This is a genomic window from Acinetobacter larvae, assembly GCF_001704115.1.
Classification (GTDB): domain Bacteria; phylum Pseudomonadota; class Gammaproteobacteria; order Pseudomonadales; family Moraxellaceae; genus Acinetobacter; species Acinetobacter larvae.
This window is the reverse complement of the sequence record NZ_CP016895.1, coordinates 3,567,820-3,588,079: the sequence shown is the minus strand read 5'-3', so window position 1 is coordinate 3,588,079 and position 20,260 is coordinate 3,567,820. Positions and strand designations below refer to the sequence as shown.

General features: G+C 40.7%; 22 protein-coding genes. 13 read left to right on the top strand and 9 right to left on the bottom strand.

Annotated elements, in window-relative coordinates:
- The first annotated feature begins 315 nt into the window (after positions 1 to 315).
- Together ppa and BFG52_RS15895 are read left to right on the top strand one after the other, a co-directional pair.
- Positions 316 to 843: an inorganic diphosphatase gene (ppa, locus tag BFG52_RS15900; protein WP_067558527.1), complete on the top strand. Its 528-nt coding sequence runs from the start codon at positions 316 to 318 to the stop codon at positions 841 to 843.
- 177 nt (positions 844 to 1,020) lie between these two features.
- The gene (locus BFG52_RS15895; RefSeq protein WP_067558524.1) at positions 1,021 to 1,914 is read left to right on the top strand and encodes a TorF family putative porin; all 894 of its coding nucleotides are present in this window, start codon (positions 1,021 to 1,023) and stop codon (positions 1,912 to 1,914) included.
- 93 nt (positions 1,915 to 2,007) lie between these two features.
- On the opposite strand, the gene BFG52_RS15890 is transcribed toward BFG52_RS15895, so the two are convergent.
- From BFG52_RS15890 to serB, 3 genes are all read right to left on the bottom strand, one after another.
- Positions 2,008 to 2,487 (bottom strand): SCP-2 sterol transfer family protein, encoded by a 480-nt coding sequence (locus BFG52_RS15890; RefSeq protein WP_067559664.1) that lies wholly within the window; start codon positions 2,485 to 2,487, stop codon positions 2,008 to 2,010.
- A gap of 419 nt (positions 2,488 to 2,906) precedes the next feature.
- A complete protein-coding gene (aciT, locus tag BFG52_RS15885; protein ID WP_067558520.1) occupies positions 2,907 to 3,221 on the bottom strand; it encodes an AciT family ciprofloxacin tolerance protein in 315 nt (104 codons plus the stop codon).
- A 489-nt stretch (positions 3,222 to 3,710) separates the two neighbouring features.
- A complete protein-coding gene (gene serB / locus BFG52_RS15880) occupies positions 3,711 to 4,934 on the bottom strand; it encodes a phosphoserine phosphatase SerB (RefSeq protein WP_067558517.1) in 1,224 nt (407 codons plus the stop codon).
- Between the two features lie 77 nt (positions 4,935 to 5,011).
- On the opposite strand from serB, the gene BFG52_RS15875 reads away from it, so the two are divergent.
- The 3 genes from BFG52_RS15875 to BFG52_RS15865 all read left to right on the top strand — a co-directional run bounded on the left by BFG52_RS15875 (position 5,012) and on the right by BFG52_RS15865 (position 8,281).
- Positions 5,012 to 6,301 (top strand): hypothetical protein, encoded by a 1,290-nt coding sequence (locus BFG52_RS15875; protein WP_067558514.1) that lies wholly within the window; start codon positions 5,012 to 5,014, stop codon positions 6,299 to 6,301.
- A 309-nt stretch (positions 6,302 to 6,610) separates the two neighbouring features.
- The gene (purE, locus tag BFG52_RS15870; protein ID WP_067558510.1) at positions 6,611 to 7,126 is read left to right on the top strand and encodes a 5-(carboxyamino)imidazole ribonucleotide mutase; all 516 of its coding nucleotides are present in this window, start codon (positions 6,611 to 6,613) and stop codon (positions 7,124 to 7,126) included.
- Positions 7,127 to 7,141: 15 nt separating this feature from the next.
- On the top strand, positions 7,142 to 8,281 hold the full coding sequence (locus BFG52_RS15865) for a 5-(carboxyamino)imidazole ribonucleotide synthase (protein WP_067558505.1): 1,140 nt from the start codon (positions 7,142 to 7,144) through the stop codon (positions 8,279 to 8,281).
- A gap of 180 nt (positions 8,282 to 8,461) precedes the next feature.
- Here BFG52_RS15865 and BFG52_RS15860 read toward each other — a convergent pair whose 3' ends face one another.
- Both BFG52_RS15860 and BFG52_RS15855 read right to left on the bottom strand, forming a co-directional pair.
- A complete protein-coding gene (locus BFG52_RS15860) occupies positions 8,462 to 9,433 on the bottom strand; it encodes an alpha/beta fold hydrolase (protein WP_067558503.1) in 972 nt (323 codons plus the stop codon).
- Between the two features lie 372 nt (positions 9,434 to 9,805).
- Positions 9,806 to 10,330 carry a hypothetical protein gene (locus BFG52_RS15855; protein ID WP_067558499.1) on the bottom strand — a complete coding sequence of 175 codons (525 nt, stop codon included), beginning with the start codon at positions 10,328 to 10,330 and terminating at the stop codon, positions 9,806 to 9,808.
- Between the two features lie 225 nt (positions 10,331 to 10,555).
- Between BFG52_RS15855 and BFG52_RS15850 the strand changes: the two genes are divergently transcribed.
- Entirely contained in the window at positions 10,556 to 11,044 is a 489-nt protein-coding gene (locus BFG52_RS15850) for a DUF523 domain-containing protein (protein WP_081408723.1), read from the top strand.
- 124 nt (positions 11,045 to 11,168) lie between these two features.
- On the opposite strand, the gene BFG52_RS15845 is transcribed toward BFG52_RS15850, so the two are convergent.
- Positions 11,169 to 12,146, bottom strand: coding sequence for a bile acid:sodium symporter family protein (locus BFG52_RS15845; RefSeq protein ID WP_067558491.1), 978 nt, complete (start codon positions 12,144 to 12,146; stop codon positions 11,169 to 11,171).
- A 141-nt stretch (positions 12,147 to 12,287) separates the two neighbouring features.
- The gene (pncA, locus tag BFG52_RS15840) at positions 12,288 to 12,929 is read right to left on the bottom strand and encodes a bifunctional nicotinamidase/pyrazinamidase (protein ID WP_067558488.1); all 642 of its coding nucleotides are present in this window, start codon (positions 12,927 to 12,929) and stop codon (positions 12,288 to 12,290) included.
- Positions 12,930 to 13,322: 393 nt separating this feature from the next.
- On the opposite strand from pncA, the gene dapA reads away from it, so the two are divergent.
- From dapA to purC, 3 genes are read left to right on the top strand one after another with little or no spacing between them, the layout of a single operon-like run.
- Positions 13,323 to 14,219 carry a 4-hydroxy-tetrahydrodipicolinate synthase gene (dapA, locus tag BFG52_RS15835; RefSeq protein WP_067558485.1) on the top strand — a complete coding sequence of 299 codons (897 nt, stop codon included), beginning with the start codon at positions 13,323 to 13,325 and terminating at the stop codon, positions 14,217 to 14,219.
- Positions 14,220 to 14,234: 15 nt separating this feature from the next.
- On the top strand, positions 14,235 to 14,843 hold the full coding sequence (locus BFG52_RS15830) for a lipoprotein-34 precursor (NlpB) (RefSeq protein ID WP_067559661.1): 609 nt from the start codon (positions 14,235 to 14,237) through the stop codon (positions 14,841 to 14,843).
- Positions 14,844 to 14,881: 38 nt separating this feature from the next.
- Entirely contained in the window at positions 14,882 to 15,601 is a 720-nt protein-coding gene (purC, locus tag BFG52_RS15825) for a phosphoribosylaminoimidazolesuccinocarboxamide synthase (protein WP_067558482.1), read from the top strand.
- 166 nt (positions 15,602 to 15,767) lie between these two features.
- Here the strand turns inward: purC and BFG52_RS15820 are convergent, their stop codons facing one another.
- Complete coding sequence (locus tag BFG52_RS15820) at positions 15,768 to 16,304, bottom strand: GNAT family N-acetyltransferase (protein WP_228703781.1); 537 nt, start codon at positions 16,302 to 16,304, stop codon at positions 15,768 to 15,770.
- Between the two features lie 76 nt (positions 16,305 to 16,380).
- Positions 16,381 to 17,109: an outer membrane protein OmpK gene (locus tag BFG52_RS15815; protein ID WP_067558470.1), complete on the bottom strand. Its 729-nt coding sequence runs from the start codon at positions 17,107 to 17,109 to the stop codon at positions 16,381 to 16,383.
- A gap of 582 nt (positions 17,110 to 17,691) precedes the next feature.
- Here BFG52_RS15815 and BFG52_RS15810 point away from each other — a divergent pair.
- The 4 genes from BFG52_RS15810 to BFG52_RS15795 all read left to right on the top strand — a co-directional run bounded on the left by BFG52_RS15810 (position 17,692) and on the right by BFG52_RS15795 (position 20,248).
- Positions 17,692 to 18,039, top strand: a complete 348-nt coding sequence (locus BFG52_RS15810) for an HPF/RaiA family ribosome-associated protein (protein ID WP_067558467.1) — start codon at positions 17,692 to 17,694, stop codon at positions 18,037 to 18,039.
- A 148-nt stretch (positions 18,040 to 18,187) separates the two neighbouring features.
- Entirely contained in the window at positions 18,188 to 18,730 is a 543-nt protein-coding gene (locus BFG52_RS15805) for an ankyrin repeat domain-containing protein (protein WP_067558463.1), read from the top strand.
- A gap of 14 nt (positions 18,731 to 18,744) precedes the next feature.
- Positions 18,745 to 19,512 carry a transporter gene (locus tag BFG52_RS15800; protein ID WP_067558459.1) on the top strand — a complete coding sequence of 256 codons (768 nt, stop codon included), beginning with the start codon at positions 18,745 to 18,747 and terminating at the stop codon, positions 19,510 to 19,512.
- A 55-nt stretch (positions 19,513 to 19,567) separates the two neighbouring features.
- Complete coding sequence (locus tag BFG52_RS15795; RefSeq protein ID WP_067558455.1) at positions 19,568 to 20,248, top strand: glutathione S-transferase family protein; 681 nt, start codon at positions 19,568 to 19,570, stop codon at positions 20,246 to 20,248.
- Positions 20,249 to 20,260: the final 12 nt, after the last annotated feature.

Below are 20,260 nucleotides of genomic sequence, written 5' to 3'. Positions count from 1 at the left end.
GTTTTTGAGATTGTTTCTGAGATTGTTTCTGCGGCATTTCTGTAATGATGCTGACTTCAAACAGATTCAATAGCACGCTTATAAGAAGCATGTTGGAAATTAGACAAGGTGTGCGAGCACGAATAAATTTATTTCCATAGATCATCATCTTGCATGATTTACTTGAATGGTTATGTGATAGTTTGACAGATTAAATCTGCTTTATCCTGACAATTTAAAAAATGCACTGCAATTTGTACAATAGCAGTATGTGAATGCAATTAAGCGTTATAATTGCAAAAATTCCAATTTAGACCTAAGCCGAAAGAGTTTTTTATGAGCTACAACGATATTCCTGCGGGAAAAGATGTACCAAATGATATTTATGTCGTGATTGAAATTCCTGCAAACGCAGCGCCAATCAAATACGAAATCGATAAAGATTCTGACGCGCTCTTTGTAGACCGTTTTATGGGTACAGCCATGTTCTATCCAGCGAACTACGGTTATATTCCAAACACATTGTCAGAAGATGGTGACCCGCTTGATGTCTTGGTGGTTACACCGCATCCTGTAGTCCCTGGTTCAGTGATTCGTTGTCGTCCTGTGGGCAAACTGAACATGGAAGATGATGGCGGTATCGATGCGAAACTCATTGCAGTACCACATGACAAATTATCTCCATTGTATAAAGATGTACAAGAATATAGCGATCTCCCCGCATTGCTATTACAACAAATTGAACATTTCTTCCAACACTATAAAGATTTAGAACCAGGTAAATGGGTCAAATTAACCGGTTGGGAAAATGCAGAATCTGCAAAAGCTGAGATTTTAAAATCAATCGAAGCTGCTAAAAAATAATCGGCGCTAACTTTGATAAGTTATTGATCTTGAAAAAAGTTGTGAAAAAGCCAATAAAATTATTGGCTTTTTCACTTTTTTAAGGATGTAAATCTAAACTTAATATTTTGTAGTTATTTCAAACTTTACAAAAATATGACTATAATCCGATCTCAACAACTAATTCAGTATTTTTTTATGAAAAAGCTAGGAATTTTAATAGGTGCATTGGCTGTGATGAGCCCTATGTTTGCCTACGCTCACTCAGATTCAGCTGAGCAAACAACACAACCACAACAAGCACAACCGAGTCAGGATGACCAGTTTCAAGTATCTGGATGGATTGGCGCGGTTTCTGCCTATGTGTCACGTGGTGGTACCAAGAGTCCAGAAAATGACGATACCGTGATTCAAGGTTATTTAAACGGTAGTTATAAAGGTTTATATGCGGCATATTGGGTCTCTAAACTGGGTTATTCTTTTGCTGAAACGCAAGAAAAACAGAATATTGACAACAATAATGCACTGACAGCATTGCAAAAAGCAGAAGCGAAATCAAATGTAAGCCGTTCTGCAGCAGATTTTTATGAGCATGATTTCTTTGTGGGTTATGCAAATAAATACAATGACTTGAGCTATGATTTACAAGTGGCAACCTATTTATACCCAGGTAGTAAAAATAGTACGGGTGTGGAAGCTGGTGTCTTTTTAAATCATCCAGTGAACAAAGATATTGGTAATGCTGTGTCTTTAAGTGTGCAGTCTTATTTAAATGACACAATCTATATGAACCAAGGGGATACCTATGTCGAACTTGGTTATGAGCATCCATTACCGAAAGGCTTTACCGCAAACTTGAGCTCTGGTTTCTCTTGGTTCCAAGATAACGGTAAATATGAAGGCGGTAAAAATGGTGGTTTAATCAATACCACAGAAGATTTTGTATTCCGCCATGCTACCGTTCAACTGACACATGATCTCTTTAACAACCCACAAGCAACAGGCTGGTTAAAGTACATCGTGGGGGGTGAAAACCGTAGCGGTGAAAATCAAAAGAATATGGTTGTCGCAGGTGTACGTTACGCATTCTAAGTGATAACAATAAGTCTTAGCAAAAAAGCATAGCCCGAGGGCTATGCTTTTTTATTGGATGCGTGAATCTGAGCGCTGACATCCAGCAGTGTTTTATTTGGCTAGGCGTTGTTGAATAAATTTACGCACTTGCTTAACTTTTTGCTGAACGGGCTGAGGGAGCTTGGGTGGGATGAGTTTGGCGGCTTGGTTAAACCAAACCAATAGACCAAAATCCCCTTCCATATTGATGCTACCATCCTGCATTCCAGTCATAAATGCTGTTGGATCGCCTTTGACCAAGGTTTTTACCCCTTGCTCTGAGCTGGCGAATTGTAAGCTAAAATCAGCTGTTGTGCTTTGATCTGGCGTAGTTGCGATCTGACCGTGATCGACAATAATCTGCCGTGCAGCACCGTCTGCAGAGCCAATTTGGATTCTAAACTGACGATCATGAATGAGTTCAATAAATTTAGGGCTAGTACGTGCAAGTTGTTTCATACGTAATGCTAAACCCAAGACCAGCAGGTCAAGTGGATCAGTACTTGCATCAATCACGGGCAATTTAACAACAGGAATTGCAGGGAATTTCATAGGCATCATCTCAGCATTGTTATGATTTCAAGATTGCCACCATCGTACCATATCTTGTTTTTATAAAATGATAGCTTTATAGAACAAATTTTTGTAACAACACACCATAGTTTTCTATGCGTCTATGATTTATGCCCTTTATCAGTATAGGGAATTATTGCTCCTTCAGCATAGTAAGTTTCAACATAGTTATCTTCAACACACTTCCGCATAGTCACTTCAATATAACAATCTTCATCAAAATAACAATTTTCATCAAAGCTATATTGAGCTAACAATTGAGATCACAGTGAGCAGTGTGATTAGGTTAATTTTTACTATAAAACAGTCACCTATTCGGGGTGACTGAAAGAATAATACAACATCTTTCCCAAGTACGAGCGAGGATAGGGGATGTTGTTCATTATAAATTGAATATCTTATTCTTCATCGTACACCGGTGTATGTTCAATATATCGGCGATTGGCTAAGGCTTTTTGTGAGCGTTTATCTTCGTGTAGCAAATAAGCTGTTAAAGCTAACATGGCAACACTAAAAGCTGTTAAATAGCTCAAAGCGAGTGATAGGTCAAAAAGGTTTTGTACACTAAAACGTACAGTCTCTAAGAGCCCCCAAAACAGCATACCCGCAAACATAAATCCTAACCAATGACGATAAGGCGAAAAGAAAATAGCCGATAACGCTACAGCAATTAGGCTAAATCCTAAAATTGATGTAAAGATCGTTGTTGTCATAAAAACCTCCGTCAATCATGATGATGGCTCTACCTACCATGCTTCGAATTTTTAACTGAGAATTATTGCAGTTGTTTATTCGAACTTTTATCACGTTTTATGCATGCATTATGGAGGGTTTTTTACAGAAGAAAAGAGCCTTTTATTTCCTATACGACACAGCATGACGCAATATTTAATTGTAATTACATTATTTAAAAGCTTAATTCTGTTGCAGCATAATCAAATACAATCTTGGCGTGTCATTACATTAAAATACAGCGATTCTTTTACAAGGTATTATGTTTTTTTAAATTACCAACACTTTGTGTTTAGGGCACTTGACCGCTGTTTAAGCCTTATTCAATTCGCGCGTCAAACAGATAAAATTGCGGGTCTGCGTCTGCAGTGCAGATGATGTTGATCCAGAGAAAAACAGCCAGCGCAAGGCTATTCTACTGTTCAAACATCATCTAAGTTGTATCTAAGCTGCTGACCTACGCGCTGAATTTAAGCTGCAGTACGGTCCTGGTCATGTATACCGAGTAAATATAAAATCGCATCGAGACCCATATGAGAAATGGCCTGTGCGGCACTTTGTCGTACTTTAGGTTTGGCTCGAAAAGCTACTCCCAAACCTGCATGTGAGAGCATGGCGAGATCGTTAGCACCATCACCTACAGCAATCGTTTGTGCCAAAGATATCTGCATCTTATCTGCAAGATGTTGTAATAATTCTGCTTTACGTGTGGCGTCTACAATAGAATGTTGAACCTCACCAGTCAGTACACCATCGACGATATCAAGGTGATTGGCATGCACTTCATCTATTCCCAGTTGTGCTTGTACATATTCTGCAAAGTATTGAAAACCACCTGAAAAAATAGCTGTTCTAAAGCCGCGAGCTTTTAACGTTGCAATAAGATGTGCAGCACCTTCATTGATGGTTAAACGTGCTGCAATTTTAGGCAAAACCGCCGCGTCTAGTCCTTTGAGCAACGCAACACGGGCACGGAAGCTTTGTTGGAAGTCTAATTCACCTTGCATGGCACGCTCGGTAATTTCAGCAACTTGTGCGCCAATACCGGCTTCCTTGGCGAGTTCATCAATCACTTCTTGCCCAATGAGGGTGGAATCCATATCAAAACAGATTAAACGTTGCTCTGTAGCATAGATCTCATCTGTTTGCGCTGCAATATCAATGCTCAGTTGATCTGCAAGCGCTAAACATGCATGACGTAAAACATCAAAGGTTAGCTGGGTTGCAGAAATTTTAACTTGTAGGCTGTGACGTCGTAAGTCTTTAGGAATCAGAGGATTTTTAGTATCTGTCTCTGATAAAGTGGTAATTTGTTCAATCTGAGCGCCAAGCTGTTCAAGCATTTGTGTGAGTTTTGCAATTTCTGCAGCACTGAGCTGATTTGCGATGGCGGTAACGATATAGTATTGCTGCGGATTATTCATATTTTTTGATATAGATTCAGTGGTTAAAATTGGGGTGAGTTGCACTGTTAGCTTTAGATCCTGTGCTAAAATTGGAAGTTCTTTCATAAGCTGTGCTTTGCTATCAGCATGATCGAATGCAATGACAGTGCTCAGGCTCAATTGACCATAACTGATCTTTTGTTCAAAATCTAAAATGTCTAGGCGATATGCAGAAAGTGCTTGCATAACGCGTGTACAGTGGCTCGGTTGCTTTGGCCCTAAGAATGAAATATGAATGATTTCTCGCATGAATTGACTCGTGTGTGCGCGACAACTAATGTGAGCATCATAATCGAAATTAAATATATTTTCTTTGGAAGTTTAAATTGAATGCGCCTCGACAAGGGCTATTTGCTAGCCTACTGATTATAAGCTTTGCATTACACACTTTCTTGATGGTGGTCGCGACTACGCACCAACTTAAGGAAAATCGTACCAATCAAGGTCAGCTCATGACCAGTCAATTGGTCACAGATAGTATGCTTGAACTCGAATCAGCCAATACAATTTCTTTGGCTCTGATTGCAAAGCGCTATGCAACGAATCCAAGTGTAGCAGCCATTCGCATTTTGGATGCTCGTCAGCAGGTATTGGCGACGAGTGGTCTTGCCAAAACACGTGAAGGAGAAGTCTTTGTCCGTGATGCGTTGTTAAACGAGAAGAAAATTGGTCGTGTAGAAGTTACGCTGATTAAGCCCAGTACGGGTGAAATCTTACGGAGCCAGTGGTGGGCTATTGTTGTTTCACTCTTGATTCATGCTTTATTGTGGTTGGCTTATCGTGCTATTGCACGCCCAACACGTAGCGAGTATTTAGCGCGTATGAACCAAGAAGCTCGCCTCAAACATGAAATCATACAACTCACTGAGGCTTTAGAAGCAGAGAAAAATCAGCAAGCTTTGGCGATTGCGCAGGCACAGCAACAACAGCAGGAAAATAAAGCACTGGAGCGCAAACTATCCGATCAAGCTGTGGCTGGCGAAGATATTGTGGCGATTAATATCCAATATTATGATCCAAAACAGTTGTTGAAAACCGTGAACCAATCGGTGTCTATTCCATACTTCAATCTTTGTCAGATTTTTCTCGAAAAAAGTATTGAGCAATGTACCCAGTATTATCAGCTTGATCCAAAACTCATTATGGTGCAGCAGAAGTTTAATCAACAAGGTGCCATGCTCTCTGCGACCATAACGCATCCACAAGCGGTTGCATGTTTATTACTGATTGGTTCGGTTTTTCAGTTATTATCCGACGTTTTATATAAGCGTTATCGTGAAGAACGTCGTTTTGTACTGCAAACGCGTTGTGGGGTTGCAATGGCTGTTGAAGTCATGCAGCTCAATGCACCTCAAGCTGCGGCACGCCTTACACAACAATTGATCGCCAAAGAAATGGCATTATATTTGAGCAATGAGCAGCTTAAAACAATTTGTGAGCAATACCAACTGGTGGCGATGCCAAACCCAAGCAGTGTCCTCACGCGCCACGCCTTCATGGTCAATGGTTTAAATAGCGATTTGGCAAACCTAGTGCAAGAAATGCGTACTGAAATTTTACGTGGTAAAAATCATTCCAGTCTTCAGCAGCATGCACCAGATCAAGTTGGAAAATAATAAGCATCACCATGGTTGCGATGTTGATGAAAAGCGAGTTTGGTTGATTGACTGAGCTCGCTTTATTTTAGTTAGGTTTTAGTTGGGTTTTAGTCGGATTATGGCTAGATTTTGCTTGAGTACTTAGCATGCTTGATATTGGGTTTGTCATTTCATTTGCCATTTCAATAGGTGAGATAAAATAATAAAGAAATTATCGATGATAATTTTATTGTGCTTCATTTTCAGTCTATAATAGCGAGCTTCTAATTCATTTAAAACTTGACGCCCGTCAAGATTTTCCCTCTTTAAATCTCTGGAATACTCGTAATGAATGCGGTCGAAGCAGCTGAAGCTCAACCATTAGTTGGAATTATCATGGGGTCCCAATCCGATTGGGCGACTCTAGAACACACTGCCAATATGCTCAAGCAACTTGGTGTCCCTTTTGAAGCTGAAGTCGTTTCTGCGCATCGCACGCCAGATCGTTTATTTGAGTATGCTGAGACTGCCGCGGCGCGTGGTATACAAGTCATTATTGCAGGTGCCGGTGGTGCTGCCCATTTGCCTGGTATGTGTGCCGCAAAAACAGCGCTCCCTGTACTGGGTGTTCCTGTTAAATCTTCTATTTTAAATGGCGTCGATTCTTTATTGTCTATCGTACAAATGCCTGCTGGTATTGCAGTGGGTACCTTGGCGATTGGACCTGCTGGTGCCAGTAATGCTGCATTATTGGCGGCACAAATTTTAGCCTTAACACACCCAGAAATTGCTGAGAAAGTTGCCCAGTTCCGTGCTGCGCAAACTGAAAAAGTTGCACGCAATAATATTCCAGGTCAGAACTAAACTAAGGCAAAGCTCATGAATAAAACCATTGGCATTTTCGGTGGTGGGCAGTTGGGTCGTATGATGGCACAAGCTGCTTTACCTTTAAATATTCAATGTTGCTTTTATGAAGCAGATACGCATTGTCCTGCTGCACAATTGGGTGCAGTTATTGCAAACCAAGCGCCAGATGCTTTACAGCAGTTCATTGCCAGTGCTGATGTGTTCAGCCTTGAATTTGAAAATACCCCATTAGCTGATGTCGACCAACTCATTCAAACGCAAACTTTATATCCGCCGCGTCAAGCCTTGGCTACGGCACAAAACCGTTTGCTGGAAAAAGCCTTATTCGATGAATTGGCTATTCCTGTTGCGCCTTATCGTGCGGTGCATTGTGAAGCTGACTTAGAACAAGCTGTGGCTGAGTTGGGACTCCCTTTGGTCTTAAAAACCGCCACAGGTGGTTATGATGGCAAAGGTCAGTTTGTGCTGCGTGAAAGGGCTGATATTCAGGCGGCTTGGCAAGCGCTCGGTCCTGCCCAACATTTGGTTGCTGAAGCCTTTGTTGATTTTTCGCGTGAGTTGTCCATTATTGCGGTACGTGGACAAGATGGTGAATTAAAAACCTGGCCTTTGGCTGAAAACCATCATCATCATGGCATTTTATCGCATTCGATTGTGCCAGCGCCTGACAGTGCCGAATTGCAATTGGTGGCGCAAGATTATATTTGTCGTTTGCTCGATCGTTTGGACTATGTAGGGGTGTTAACCTTAGAACTGTTTGTGACCGAACAAGGCTTGTTGGCCAATGAGATGGCGCCACGCGTGCATAATTCTGGTCACTGGTCTATTGAAGGCGCCATATGTTCACAATTTGAAAATCATATCCGTGCGGTAGCTGGACTACCTTTGGGCTCAACTGCAATGGTTGCCCCGACGGTAATGGTGAATATTATTGGACAATACCCAGATTCAGCACAAGTTTTGGCTTTAGACGGTGCGCATTTGCATCTGTATAACAAGACCGAACGTGCTGGACGTAAGTTAGGGCATATTACTTTGTTGCCGAAGGATAGTGCGCAATTGAGTACATTATGTCAAAAATTAGCCATTATTCTGCCAGAACCTCTGGCCTTGCATGCTGAGATTGACATCCAGCATGGTGCTGTTGAATAAATTGGTCGTCTAAGACGTTCATAGATTTTATTACTCAAACAAAGCCCGACCAAGTGTCGGGTTTTGTTTTATAGTGGTCTTAGACAAATGCCGTGACTTGGGTAAATAAAGTCTGAGTGTTTTAGTGTTCAGGCGACTATAACAACTCTATTGCAGAAATTATTACAGAAATTGCAGGATTTAGCGCAAATGCTGCACAATGGCTTGCGTGGTCTGATCACTATGTGAAACTAAACCACCATGCCCAGCACCAGGAATGGCGAGTAATTTTTTCTGCTTTAAGACATGATCAAGTTCAGTAATGATATTTTGATAAGCTGCAATAGAGTCAGTGCCATATAAAATACTAATACGACCCGAGTATTGGTTGAGTGGCTCCGCTTTTAGATTTAAGCGTTCCGGATCATTGGCTTGATCTAACCAAGTACGATAGCTCGCTAGCATGGTTGCTCTGGCACGCTCATCAAAAAGGTTCTGCCAGCTATTGGCACCAAAGGCAACTTGCTCAATAAACTCAATGCTGCCTTTTTCGATATCACCTTGTTCTAAAGACTGTTTTGCAGACTGCATCGCGGTCTGTACCTGCTGTAAATTGTTTTGATATTGTGCTTTGCCCTTTAATAAACCAAATAGCGGGGGTTCATAGAGTACGATGCTTTTTGCAACGAGAGGGTATTGCTCCGCAAGTTGCATAACAATATTGGCACCATATGAATGCCCGATAAAATGCGCTTGCTCAAACCCCAGTGCTTTGGTTAATGCGATTGCATCTTTTACATCTTGTGTGATCGTACCTTGGGCTTGATCGGGAGTGGAGGCGCTATGACCACGACGATCATAGAGAATAATTGGATTTTTAAGCTGTTGAGCCAGTTGTTCAGCGACGGCTAACCAAGAATGATGATCATCCCAAGAGCCATGTACAAAAACGATTGGTGTACCTTCACCGGGCTTATAGCGTGTTGCCAATTGTGTTTGTGCATCAATGGCAACGCTTTTGAGTAACGAAAACGGCTGGCTATGCTGTTGCGTTGGTGTGGGAAAATCAAAGCTAGGCTGGGCTGCAAAGGCTGGACTTTGTAATAAAAAGCCACAGAGTAATGCCAGATAAATTTTTTTGCCGCAATGTTGTGATTGCTTCACTTTAAACATAATGAATTCCAGAATACTAAATGTCTTGGCAGTGGGAGTTGGGATATATTCAGGATCAAAATTTAAATCGAAATAGAGTAGATTTAAATAGAACGCAGACTGAAATAAAATAACAGATCTATATCATAGACATATCTATTCAATAATGTTCAGATCAATGCAGCATATAAATTGTAAGTATTAATGACAGGTTTTTTATAGAGATAAAATCAGATTTAAAGTACTGACCATACTGGTTATTTGAATATGACCGTAGATATTTTTAACTACGGTCATATGGGAATATCAAATGAATATGTGCTGTTGAGATAGCACTTTGTTGAGTAGATTATATTTGCTTATATTTGGGGGTATATATTGCCAGCTATAAACTTATCGCGATTCAACTGTCGCTCGCGCCAATTTTTCAGCTTGATTACGCTTCCATAAAATTAATCCGGAAATGAGACCAATCAGCATGCCAAATAGTAAAGGAATGATGAGGAAAAAAATAAAGTTGATGATCTCACTGAATGTACTACGGTCACTGAAAAGTATAAGACCGAGCAATAGGAATGGAATACATGCAGCAATACCACCAAAGATAGCACTGCTCCAGATCGCGTTGGTTTTATGCTGAACTTTACGGAGAATCCAAAAATTCATAAATATGCTATATAGTACAGATTGTAGACCTGCTGTCACCAAGACAAATAATACAATGCTCATGATCTGTTTGGTGAATAATGTCATCTGTTCAGTATTAAATAAGCTAATAAACTGAGCAAAAGACTGAATCGGTTCACCGAGTAAACCAGAAAATGTTGCCAGAACAAAAATGACAATGAATAATATGCTAATCAGTATGGGAGGTAATATAAAGCCTAATACTAAAAGTTTTGTGGAAACCGTTTTCAATGTAATTCACCAAAATATAAGAAGCGTCAATTAGAAAATTTTATTTAAGCTTCGAATCATAGCGTATAGTTGTTTTGTTTCTTTAGTTTTTTTGAATATTACTACAAAATAAAACAGCGCAATTTATGCATCTAAGAGGCTCTGGGTATTTTACAATGTATTGCAATTCATGTTTGAATTTGTCTAGTTTTCCATATGAGCCATCAAAACGTTAAAATGCTAAGCATGAAATTTTTAATCAGTGCCTGTTTATTAGGTGATCGCGTTCGTTATGATGGGCAACACGCTGCACAGCAATATTTACAGCAGTTGTTGCAACAGCAACAGGTTATCAAGATTTGTCCAGAACAGGCTGGTGGTTTGGCAACACCACGTGCAGCTGCAGAAATTGTAGGCGGTGATGGCAGCGATGTATTGAATGCTCGTGCACGGGTTTTGGATTGCGAGGGCGTCGATGTCAGTGCAGCCTTTGTAAAGGGGGCATATTTGACCTTGCAACTGGCCCAATATCATCAAGTCACCCATATTGTACTCAAATCAAAAAGCCCTTCTTGTGGGACAGCACACATTTATGATGGTCATTTTCGTGGGCAACTTCGCTCAGGTGCTGGTGTTACCGCAGCATTATTACAGCAGCATGGCTTTGAAGTTTGGGATGAACAGAGCTTTTGGCAGTATTTGACAACACAAGGCTTGGCTTGGTTAGCAGAATAACGTTCTACAGGTATAACCGTCATATAGACGTGTCATATAATCAGGCGCATTCTATGTCGTGTATATAAGCCGTGTCGGCTAAGACATTGAGCATTGACGCGCCTGTATAATCCCAAATGATTTGCTACTTTTGATTACTATTTCTTCTGACTATTTCTTTGCTGCTGTCGGGATCCGTTTTACTCGCCCAGTAGGTGGCGAGCATGGGACCAGAGATATTATGCCATAGACTGAAAATTGCGCTGGGAAGTGCGGTAATGGGCGAGGCTGCAAAGTGTACTGCCGCCAAGGTGACGCCAAGCCCAGAATTCTGCATTCCCACTTCAATCGCTACGGCTTTACGATCTGGATAATTTAATCGCAATAAACGGCTGAGTGTATAACCACAAAGATAACCCAAGCCATTATGTAATATCACCACACATAAAATCAGTAAACCAGATTGCAACATTGCTGCTTTACTGTCACCAATAATGGCAGCCACAATGGCAATAATCGCCACAACTGAAATCAATGGCATCGCCTGAATATAGTGTTCAACTTGTTTTTTAAATAATGTCCGTGCAATTAATCCTAAGAAAATAGGGAACAGAACGACTTGTAAAATCGAAATAAACATGGCGCTGGCATTGATATGTAACCATTGACTAGCAAGTAGATAGAAAATACCCGGTGTGAGTATTGGCGCTAAAATAGTGGAAATTGTAGTACAAGCAACAGATAACGCGGTATTGCCTTTGGCCATATAGGTAATGACATTGGATGCTGTCCCACCAGGGCAACAACCCACCAGAATAACCCCTATGGCGATTTCTGCGGGTAATTGAAATAGCTTACATAATATATAGGCGAGACCCGGCATGATAATAAACTGAGCAAATACCCCGATCGCGACGGCTTTGGGACTGGCAATTACCCCTTTGAAGTCATTAAAGGTCATACTCATGCCCATACCGAACATAATAATACCAAGCATCCACGGCATATATGCTTTGAGCCAGACAAAGGCGTCAGGAATAATCAGTGCAATTACGGCAAATAACATGACCCATAAAGCAAATGTTTTTTGAATAAACTGTGAGAAACGAAGAAATGAGGTCATAGCAATGGGTCTGGCTAAAAGTGAAAGAAAATGCTGCCGAATGCCTAAGTGAATCGATTGTGCCCAAATGAAAAGAGCATTAGCTGTTCACAGGCTAAATTATCTTAAAATGTGTGTTTCAACATATGTTTCAATAAAAGCTTAAAAAGCGCTAGATGATTTTAAAAACTGTTGGCTCATACAGCGTTGTACCCCTTGTGCCAGCATTTCTTGCCAGGCATGTTGTAAGGAGCCGTTTAAATCGATCCCCCGTGTTGCATCGGCAATCACATAGCTATTAAAGCCAAGTTTACAAGCATCCATTGCTGTCCATGCCACACAGAAATCGGTCGCAATCCCCACAATATAAACATCTTGGATGCCACGTTCACGTAGATAACCTGCCAAGCCCGTCGTGGTTTTACGATCTGCTTCTAAAAATGCTGAGTAACTGTCGATATGCCGATGAAAGCCTTTGCGAATAATCAATTGCGCAGTCGGCAGGTGGAGTGCCGGATGGAGCTCGGCATCATGGCTACCTTGTACACAATGTTCTGGCCACAGAACCTGAGGACCGTAATCTAGCAGAATGGTTTCGAAAGCGTGCTTGCCTGGATGTTGATGCGCAAAAGAAATGTGATCACTGGGATGCCAATCTTGGGTAATCACGATATTATCAAAGTGTGGTGCCAACTGGTTGATGATAGGAATAATTTGATCGGCATGTGCCACCGCCAGATTGCCGCCTGGAGTAAAACCATTCTGTACGTCAACTACAATGAGTGCACGATCTGCGTGTTGCATGGTGCTCGGTCCTTGCCAAATTGCGAATGAATTGAATATTAACCTTTAATCCGACTGCTGCAAATATACGCAAAGCTCATCAATGCCAGCGAGGGCGAGTATGACGAGCGCTTTGAATGTGCTCGGTTAGGATCTCTATTGTTTCAAGATTTCCGATAAATTTGTGTATTGTCTTGAGAAATCTAAACAATTATGGAGATTGAGTTAGATTTTAGAAAGATTTCTCTTAGTTGGACCAAAGCATATTGTTCTGTATCGCTGAATCAGTCATAATTTGCATACGCAATATGCAATTCATAAACATGAATTAATTTTGCTTAAAATCAAAATGCTACACCATCCCTTGTATTTGTTGTATGTTTAATGGATGGATCAATAGGATAAATTTTCAAAATGACTCAGCAAGCACAGACCATTCAAGGCTCAATTGTCGCACTCGTCACACCAATGTTAGAAGATGGAAGCGTTGACTGGAAGAGCCTGGACAAGCTGGTTGAGTGGCACATAGAACAAGGCACTAATAGTATAGTTGCTGTCGGGACAACCGGCGAAGCTTCTACGCTTAGTATGGCAGAACATACACAAGTGATTAAGGAAATCATTCGTGTCGCCAACAAACGTATTCCGATTATTGCTGGTACTGGTGCAAACTCAACACATGAAGCGCTTGAGCTCACCAAGGAAGCCAAAGAACTTGGCGCAGATGCCGCACTTTTAGTTACCCCATACTATAACAAGCCAACGCAAGAAGGTTTATATCAACATTATAAAACCATTGCGGAAGCAGTTGATCTACCAATCATTTTATATAATGTTCCAGGTCGTACTGGCGTGGATATGCACAATGAAACGATTGTGCGTCTGGCCGACATCAGCAATATCATTGGTGTAAAAGATGCCACCGGCGATGTACCTCGTGGTCAAGCATTATTGGACGCACTCCAAGATAAACACATGACGGTTTATTCAGGGGATGATGCAACAGCATGGCGTTTGATGCTGTCCGGTGCGAAAGGTAATATTTCGGTGACTGCCAATGTCGCACCGAAACAGGTGAGTGAAGTGTGTGCCGCCGCAATCGCGGGGAATGCTGCCTTGGCAGAGCAACTTAATAACAAAGTTACAAATTTAAATCACATCTTGTTTTGTGAATCGAATCCGATTCCTGCAAAGTGGGCCTTATATGAAATGGGGCGTATTGGAACAGGCATTCGCTTACCTTTGACTCCTTTGGCACAACAATATCGTGAAACTGTGCGTGCTGAATTACAAGCCGCGGGTCTCATTTAATAAGAGCTATTTATGATGCAATTACGTTTTGCTTTAACCGCTGTTTTAGCAGCGATGACATTAACTGCTTGTGGATCCATGGGCTTAAATAATGGTTCCTTGAAGTATAAAAATACGAAGACCTTAGAGCCTATTCAGTATCCAGAAGGTTTTACAGTTAGACCAGCAAGACCATTGTATCCTGCCCCTGTGATTGATCCATTGGCATTACAACACGCTCCGATTTTAGAAAATAAAAACGGTAAGCGCTTTGAATTGCCGCGTCCAGAGGAAACTGTTGAGCGTCAAGCTGCGGTTGCTCAGGCACTGCAAGCACAAGCAGTTGGTCGCCCTCAAATGCTCGCCGATGGCAATGGCAATCCATTGATTAAAATCGATGGTCGTGCGGATGAAGTTTGGAAATATATCGTTGCCACACTGAGTAGTATCAATGCGCCTGTGGTGACGCGCAATGATAGTGCTTATGAGGCAACGATCAAGGTAGATGATCAAGCTTATATTGTGCGCTTACTGCCTGCCGGTTCTAGCAATAATATTGCTATCTTTAATACCAATAGTGGTTTTGCTGATCAGAGCAAAGCCACTGAGTTATTAACTCAAATCTACCAAAATTGGCCAGCCTAGTCGTACTAGGCTTTTTTTTTTGCAAAAGGTCCCCGCCCATGTTGAAACAAAACTTGCTCTATACTGGTAAAGCGAAATCCGTCTATGAAACAGATAGTGCAGACCACCTGATCTTAGTCTTCCGCGACGATGCATCTGCCTTCAATGGTGAGAAAATCGAGCAGCTAGATCGTAAAGGTAAGGTGAACAACCGCTTTAATGCCTTTATTATGGATAAACTTACTGAGGCGGGTATCGAAACGCATTTCGAAAAACTCCTTTCTCCAACAGAAGTGTTGGTGAAAAAATTGCAAATGATTCCAGTTGAATGTGTGATTCGTAACTATGCAGCTGGTTCATTGTGTCGCCGTTTAGGTGTAGAGGAAGGCAAAGAGCTTACACCGCCTACATTTGAGTTATTCTTTAAAGATGACGCATTGGGCGATCCAATGGTCAATGAATCACAAGCTATTGCATTGGGGTGGGCAACTGCAGCGCAATTAGAGCAAATGAAAGTGCTGACTTACCAAGTGAATGACGTGCTTAAAGCACTATTTGAGCAAGGTAATATGATTCTGGTAGATTTCAAACTTGAGTTCGGTGTATTCCACGATCGCATTGTGTTGGGTGATGAGTTCTCTCCAGATGGTTGTCGTCTATGGGATAAAGACACCAAGAAAAAACTAGACAAAGACCGTTTCCGTCAGGGTCTAGGGGGCGTGGTTGAGGCCTATGAAGAAGTTGCTGCACGTATTGGCATAGACTTGTCTGATATCTAATACAGCAAAGCGATAGACTAAACGCCATAAAACCTAGCATAGGGTTTTATGGCGTTTTTTATGGTTAAATGATTGACTGAATATTTTCTTAAAACTGCTGTTTGTTGCGTAGAGGATAATTTGCTCGTTGCCCATGTCGCTCATGTTACCAATAAGACTTAGCTTGCTAAAGTGGGTTAACGTCTTCAAAGGTATATTGCATCAATACCAGATCACGCCACTGTCCAAATTTTTGTCCAACTTTGGGCATTAAACCTGTTTGAACAAAACCGAGTTGCTGATGTAACCGAATTGACGCAACATTTTCTTGGTCAATAGCTGCAACCATCACTTTGATGTCATGTTGTTGTGCTTCATATAAAAGTGCTGTTAAAAGTGCTTTTCCCAAACCGCGGCGATTGTAATCAGGATGAATAAACACCGAATGTTCAACGCTTTGTTTATAGCCGCTTAAACTACGGAAGTGATCATAGTCTGCATAACCAGCAATGGTCTGATGTTCTTTGTGTTGTGCCACCAAAAGCGGGAAGTTGTGCTGTTGTAAGTGCTGCCACCACTGTTCGAGTTGTGCCATACTTTTGCTGATCGTACCCCAGTTCGCCGTGCCTGTGGCGATCTCAGTATTAATAATTTGCTGTATTGCCGTTAGATCGGTTGCTTGTGCTGGTCTAATAATAAAATCGTTATGGTGAAACATAGGCATAAAGCACGATCCTTAAATGAAAGAAACAACATGGCGATATTTGCCATGTTGTGAGCTTATTTTAATTTAGATCAATTTAGAAATGGTATTTCAGCAATGCACTGACATTATTTTCATCTTGCCCCTTAATACCAAACTTATTATTCCAAACAGAATGCTCTATACCCAAATATAAACGCGTATCTGGGGAAATATTTTTACCAAGATTCCATTTCCATTGCGTAGTCCAGTTTAATTCACTGGGATGATCTTTTTCAGCAGTAGACCAATCCAGAAAACCATCGACTAGAAAATCTTGGCTTCCCCAGTTAAACGGTAGTGCATAGCTTGCAGTGAGTTGATAGTCATTTTTTTGTTTATCATTATGGGCACGATAAAAGTTGAGATTGAAGTAATTAAAATAAGGCACATCTAAGTCAACAGCGAAACCATAAAGGAAGTTATCAAAGTTATTGTCAAAGTCATCATGGTTACTTTCCCATGTGGTAGAAATAAGTACATCTTTAATTGGACCATAACTTAAATCTTTTTGGGTTATTTCACCTAAACTAAAACGCGGAGATAATTCAAAGTAAGTTGTTTTATGATCATCACCACCTTTTAAATGATCTAGAAAGAAAAATACATCAGCGTATTTTGCTTTGCCAGCATATTCTAAGGTAATGGTGGTTTGTTGTGGGTCGACGACTTTATAATGTTCACCATATAGTGCCGTGACACTAAAATCTTGCCAAGCGGGTGCAGCAGATAATGTTGTTGTTGCCGAGAATATAACCGTCGAGAGCAATGCGCGAGAAAAATTCATTCTAAATCACCTCCAGAGAAAGCGCTAAAGAATACTGATTATCAAATAAAAATAAAGCCCATTTTTACTGATTTTTTCTTATTCAATCTTTATGGTCGATATGTTTTAGGAAATTACTGCTGGCATTCTATAAAAAGCGACCAATGCCCTGACCTTCATCGCTGTCTTGAAAGGTTGTTGTTATATTTATTGTTATATTTGCATCATGAGTATATCTTTGACCTGTCCGAAATAAGTAGAAATTGGCTAAAAATAATGCGATTTCTGGGTAAAAAAATTAAGCTAAGCTTTTAAATTAGCACAATAATTAATATAAAACATGAATAAAGTAAAAACTTGTCAATTTTCATAATGTTTTTAAAATTGTGCTTGCATATTTTTCATGAACATCCGATATTGAAAAGACCCCAACAACAATGTGAACAACTGATTACATGCAATAGATGAACCACAATCATGTAACAGGCTTAACACAGTGATGCTGGTCTCTAAGACGCTGTAGCAACAGCATGATAAAAAGTGTGCCGATATCTATTCGGTTTTGCACTCTTCATTGGTATAAAAATGTGAGGATGATATTTTATGAACATTGAAATCCGTACAGACAAGAACATTAAAAATAGTGAGCGTTTGATTAGCTATGTGCGTGAAGAGTTAACCAAAGAATTTCAGCGTCATACTGAACGCATTACCCAGTTCTCAGTGCATATTAGTGATGAGAATGGTGATAAAGGCGGCGCAGACGATATACGTTGTATGGTCGAAGTCAAAGCTGCAGGGATTAAACCTGTTGTAGTGACCCATAAAGCCAAAAATATCGACTTATCTCTACATGGCGCGATTGAACGTGTAAAACGCAGCCTAGAACATGTCTTAGAGAAACAAGAAAACCCGCGTGGTGGGCAATTAGAGCTTGCCGATGAAATCTAAAAAAAGCCCTTCGGGGCTTTTTTGTTGCAGCTGAAATTCGCTCAGAATTCCCAAAAGTACAATTTAAAAATTTATAATAGACGATATATCTAAAAATACTTGTATTTTTTCGGCATAATACAACAATGACAGCGAGAGAGCATAGGCGATGTTAACTGCACAGCAAGAAAATTTTATTCAAGCCATTCAAAACTTAGATCTGCCACAAGTACAGCAACGATTAGCAGAGGGCTTGGATCCAAACATCATTGATGCTGAGCTAGGACCAGCAATTTCAGTATGGTCTGATGGCTTATTTAAATGGTGGGAAGCCGTATGTGAAGCTTATGAGGCGGGTCAACCGTTTTCGGAAGATGAAAAACAGCAACGTTTACAAGTACACTTGGATATTTTGGAAGCAATGCTTGCTGCCAAAGTTAATGTGCATCTTTGGGATTGCGAAGAATGCTATGGACCCTTGTGGGACGCGGCAAGTGCTGCATGCGTACCAGCTGTCAAACGATTACTTGAGCTGGGCGTCAATCCCAACAGCAAAGACGATGAAGATAAAACGATTCTAAGTTCAATTAGCGATTTATTCTTTGATTGTGATTTTGATGAAATTGATTGGCAACAGGCGTTGGCTGAAGAAAAAGAAACCTTGCACTTATTGCGTGAACATGGTGGCAAGATGACCAAGGAATTGATTTAAATAAGAGTCTAACAATGAAACTTTTGCAAAAAACAATGCTGTTGGTGTGCTGTTCAAGCAGCATGGCGGTCTTAGCCAATGATTTTTCTTTTGATCGTCCCGGAACTGGCTTTGGTACAGGGATTACGCCTGTGGGGCGTTTGGCTTGGGAACAGAGTTTGCCGAGTGTAAATTATCAACAAAGTACGCTAGAAGGTGATCGTCAGAAGAATTTAACGCTTAATGGCGATGTCTTATTGCGTACAGGTTTAGCATCTGGCTTGGAATTACAATTGGGGTGGGACGGTCCAGCATGGTCACAAACCAAATATCGTGGTCAGACCCATGAAAAGTCTGGTAATGGTGATGTCAGTATTGCTCTAAAAAAAGCCATTGATTTAAATGACGATAAAATGTCTATGGCGGTGTTGGCAAGAGCACAGATTGCTACAGGCAATGATGAATTTAGTGCGCATGACGATATCTATACAGTTGGTTCAAGTTTAGATTATAAGTTCAATGATTTAGTCAATACTGGCATCAGTATGTACTATGAAGTGCAAAATAGTGACTGGTCTGTAACTGCTGTTCCAAACATTAATTATAAAATCGCAGGCAAACTCTCTGGTTTTTCAGAGTTTGTTTATCGCAAGCAAGAAAGCCAAGCTTACCAGTATTCTCTAGGACAAGGGCTAATTTATAGTCTAAATGATCGAGCACAATTGGATGCCAGTATTGCGGTGCAATTGAATGGAGATGATCGAGATTATAAAGCTGGATTGGGCTTTGCTTACTTATTCTAAATTGCTAAAGCAGCCGTAGGCTGCTTTTTTTCTACTCAGTAAATGGATCATTACAATGCTAGAACTTTACATTGGCAATAAAAACTATTCCTCTTGGTCTTTAAGAGCGTGGTTGGTGTTAAAAACAGCGGCAATACCTTTTTACGAGCATATGGTGTTTTTTGATGATTTTCAGAAACAGAGCCCATTTAAGCAAAAGATTTTAGCGTTAAGTAGCGTCGGTAAAGTACCTATTCTAAAGCATAAAGATCTCATCATTACAGATAGCTTGGCAATTTGTGAATATTTAGCCGAGTGTTATCCAGATCGTTTGTTATGGCCCAAAGATCCTGCACAGCGTGCATATGCACGATCCATTACAGCAGAAATGCATAGTGGATTTAATGTCTTTCGGCAATATTTCCCGATGAATATTGAAGCTGAATTGGGCGAGCTTGGGGCAAAATATTGTCAAGACAATGCCGCATTACAGCAAGAACTGGATCGTATGCAAGCGATTTGGTCGTCACGACCAACGCGTGATGGGTTTTTATGTGGACCACAATTTGGTATAGCAGATGCTTTTTATGCGCCGATGGTTCTGCGTTGTCTGAGTTATGCAGTACCGCTGTCTGAGGATGCACAAGCTTATGTCCAGCAAGTGCTAACAGTCCCTGCATTACAACAATGGATCAAAGAAGCCAAACAAGAGCATCGTTTTGTGGAAATTAATGAACCCTATCGTCGTCGTATATAAATATCGTCATAT

What these genes read in the sequence shown, in the direction of transcription:
- aciT (WP_067558520.1), bottom strand. Translation starts at nt 3,221, where the DNA reads ATGACAACAACGATCTTTACATCAATTTTAGGATTTAGCCTAATTGCT.
- BFG52_RS15810 (WP_067558467.1), top strand. Translation starts at nt 17,692, where the DNA reads ATGAACATTGAAATCCGTACAGACAAGAACATTAAAAATAGTGAGCGT.
- BFG52_RS15820 (WP_228703781.1), bottom strand. Translation starts at nt 16,304, where the DNA reads ATGCCTATGTTTCACCATAACGATTTTATTATTAGACCAGCACAAGCA.
- BFG52_RS15800 (WP_067558459.1), top strand. Translation starts at nt 18,745, where the DNA reads ATGAAACTTTTGCAAAAAACAATGCTGTTGGTGTGCTGTTCAAGCAGC.
- dapA (WP_067558485.1), top strand. Translation starts at nt 13,323, where the DNA reads ATGACTCAGCAAGCACAGACCATTCAAGGCTCAATTGTCGCACTCGTC.
- BFG52_RS15850 (WP_081408723.1), top strand. Translation starts at nt 10,556, where the DNA reads ATGAAATTTTTAATCAGTGCCTGTTTATTAGGTGATCGCGTTCGTTAT.
- BFG52_RS15815 (WP_067558470.1), bottom strand. Translation starts at nt 17,109, where the DNA reads ATGAATTTTTCTCGCGCATTGCTCTCGACGGTTATATTCTCGGCAACA.
- BFG52_RS15890 (WP_067559664.1), bottom strand. Translation starts at nt 2,487, where the DNA reads ATGAAATTCCCTGCAATTCCTGTTGTTAAATTGCCCGTGATTGATGCA.
- purE (WP_067558510.1), top strand. Translation starts at nt 6,611, where the DNA reads ATGAATGCGGTCGAAGCAGCTGAAGCTCAACCATTAGTTGGAATTATC.
- BFG52_RS15795 (WP_067558455.1), top strand. Translation starts at nt 19,568, where the DNA reads ATGCTAGAACTTTACATTGGCAATAAAAACTATTCCTCTTGGTCTTTA.
- purC (WP_067558482.1), top strand. Translation starts at nt 14,882, where the DNA reads ATGTTGAAACAAAACTTGCTCTATACTGGTAAAGCGAAATCCGTCTAT.
- BFG52_RS15865 (WP_067558505.1), top strand. Translation starts at nt 7,142, where the DNA reads ATGAATAAAACCATTGGCATTTTCGGTGGTGGGCAGTTGGGTCGTATG.
- serB (WP_067558517.1), bottom strand. Translation starts at nt 4,934, where the DNA reads ATGCGAGAAATCATTCATATTTCATTCTTAGGGCCAAAGCAACCGAGC.
- pncA (WP_067558488.1), bottom strand. Translation starts at nt 12,929, where the DNA reads ATGCAACACGCAGATCGTGCACTCATTGTAGTTGACGTACAGAATGGT.
- BFG52_RS15860 (WP_067558503.1), bottom strand. Translation starts at nt 9,433, where the DNA reads ATGTTTAAAGTGAAGCAATCACAACATTGCGGCAAAAAAATTTATCTG.
- BFG52_RS15895 (WP_067558524.1), top strand. Translation starts at nt 1,021, where the DNA reads ATGAAAAAGCTAGGAATTTTAATAGGTGCATTGGCTGTGATGAGCCCT.
- BFG52_RS15830 (WP_067559661.1), top strand. Translation starts at nt 14,235, where the DNA reads ATGCAATTACGTTTTGCTTTAACCGCTGTTTTAGCAGCGATGACATTA.
- ppa (WP_067558527.1), top strand. Translation starts at nt 316, where the DNA reads ATGAGCTACAACGATATTCCTGCGGGAAAAGATGTACCAAATGATATT.
- BFG52_RS15805 (WP_067558463.1), top strand. Translation starts at nt 18,188, where the DNA reads ATGTTAACTGCACAGCAAGAAAATTTTATTCAAGCCATTCAAAACTTA.
- BFG52_RS15845 (WP_067558491.1), bottom strand. Translation starts at nt 12,146, where the DNA reads ATGACCTCATTTCTTCGTTTCTCACAGTTTATTCAAAAAACATTTGCT.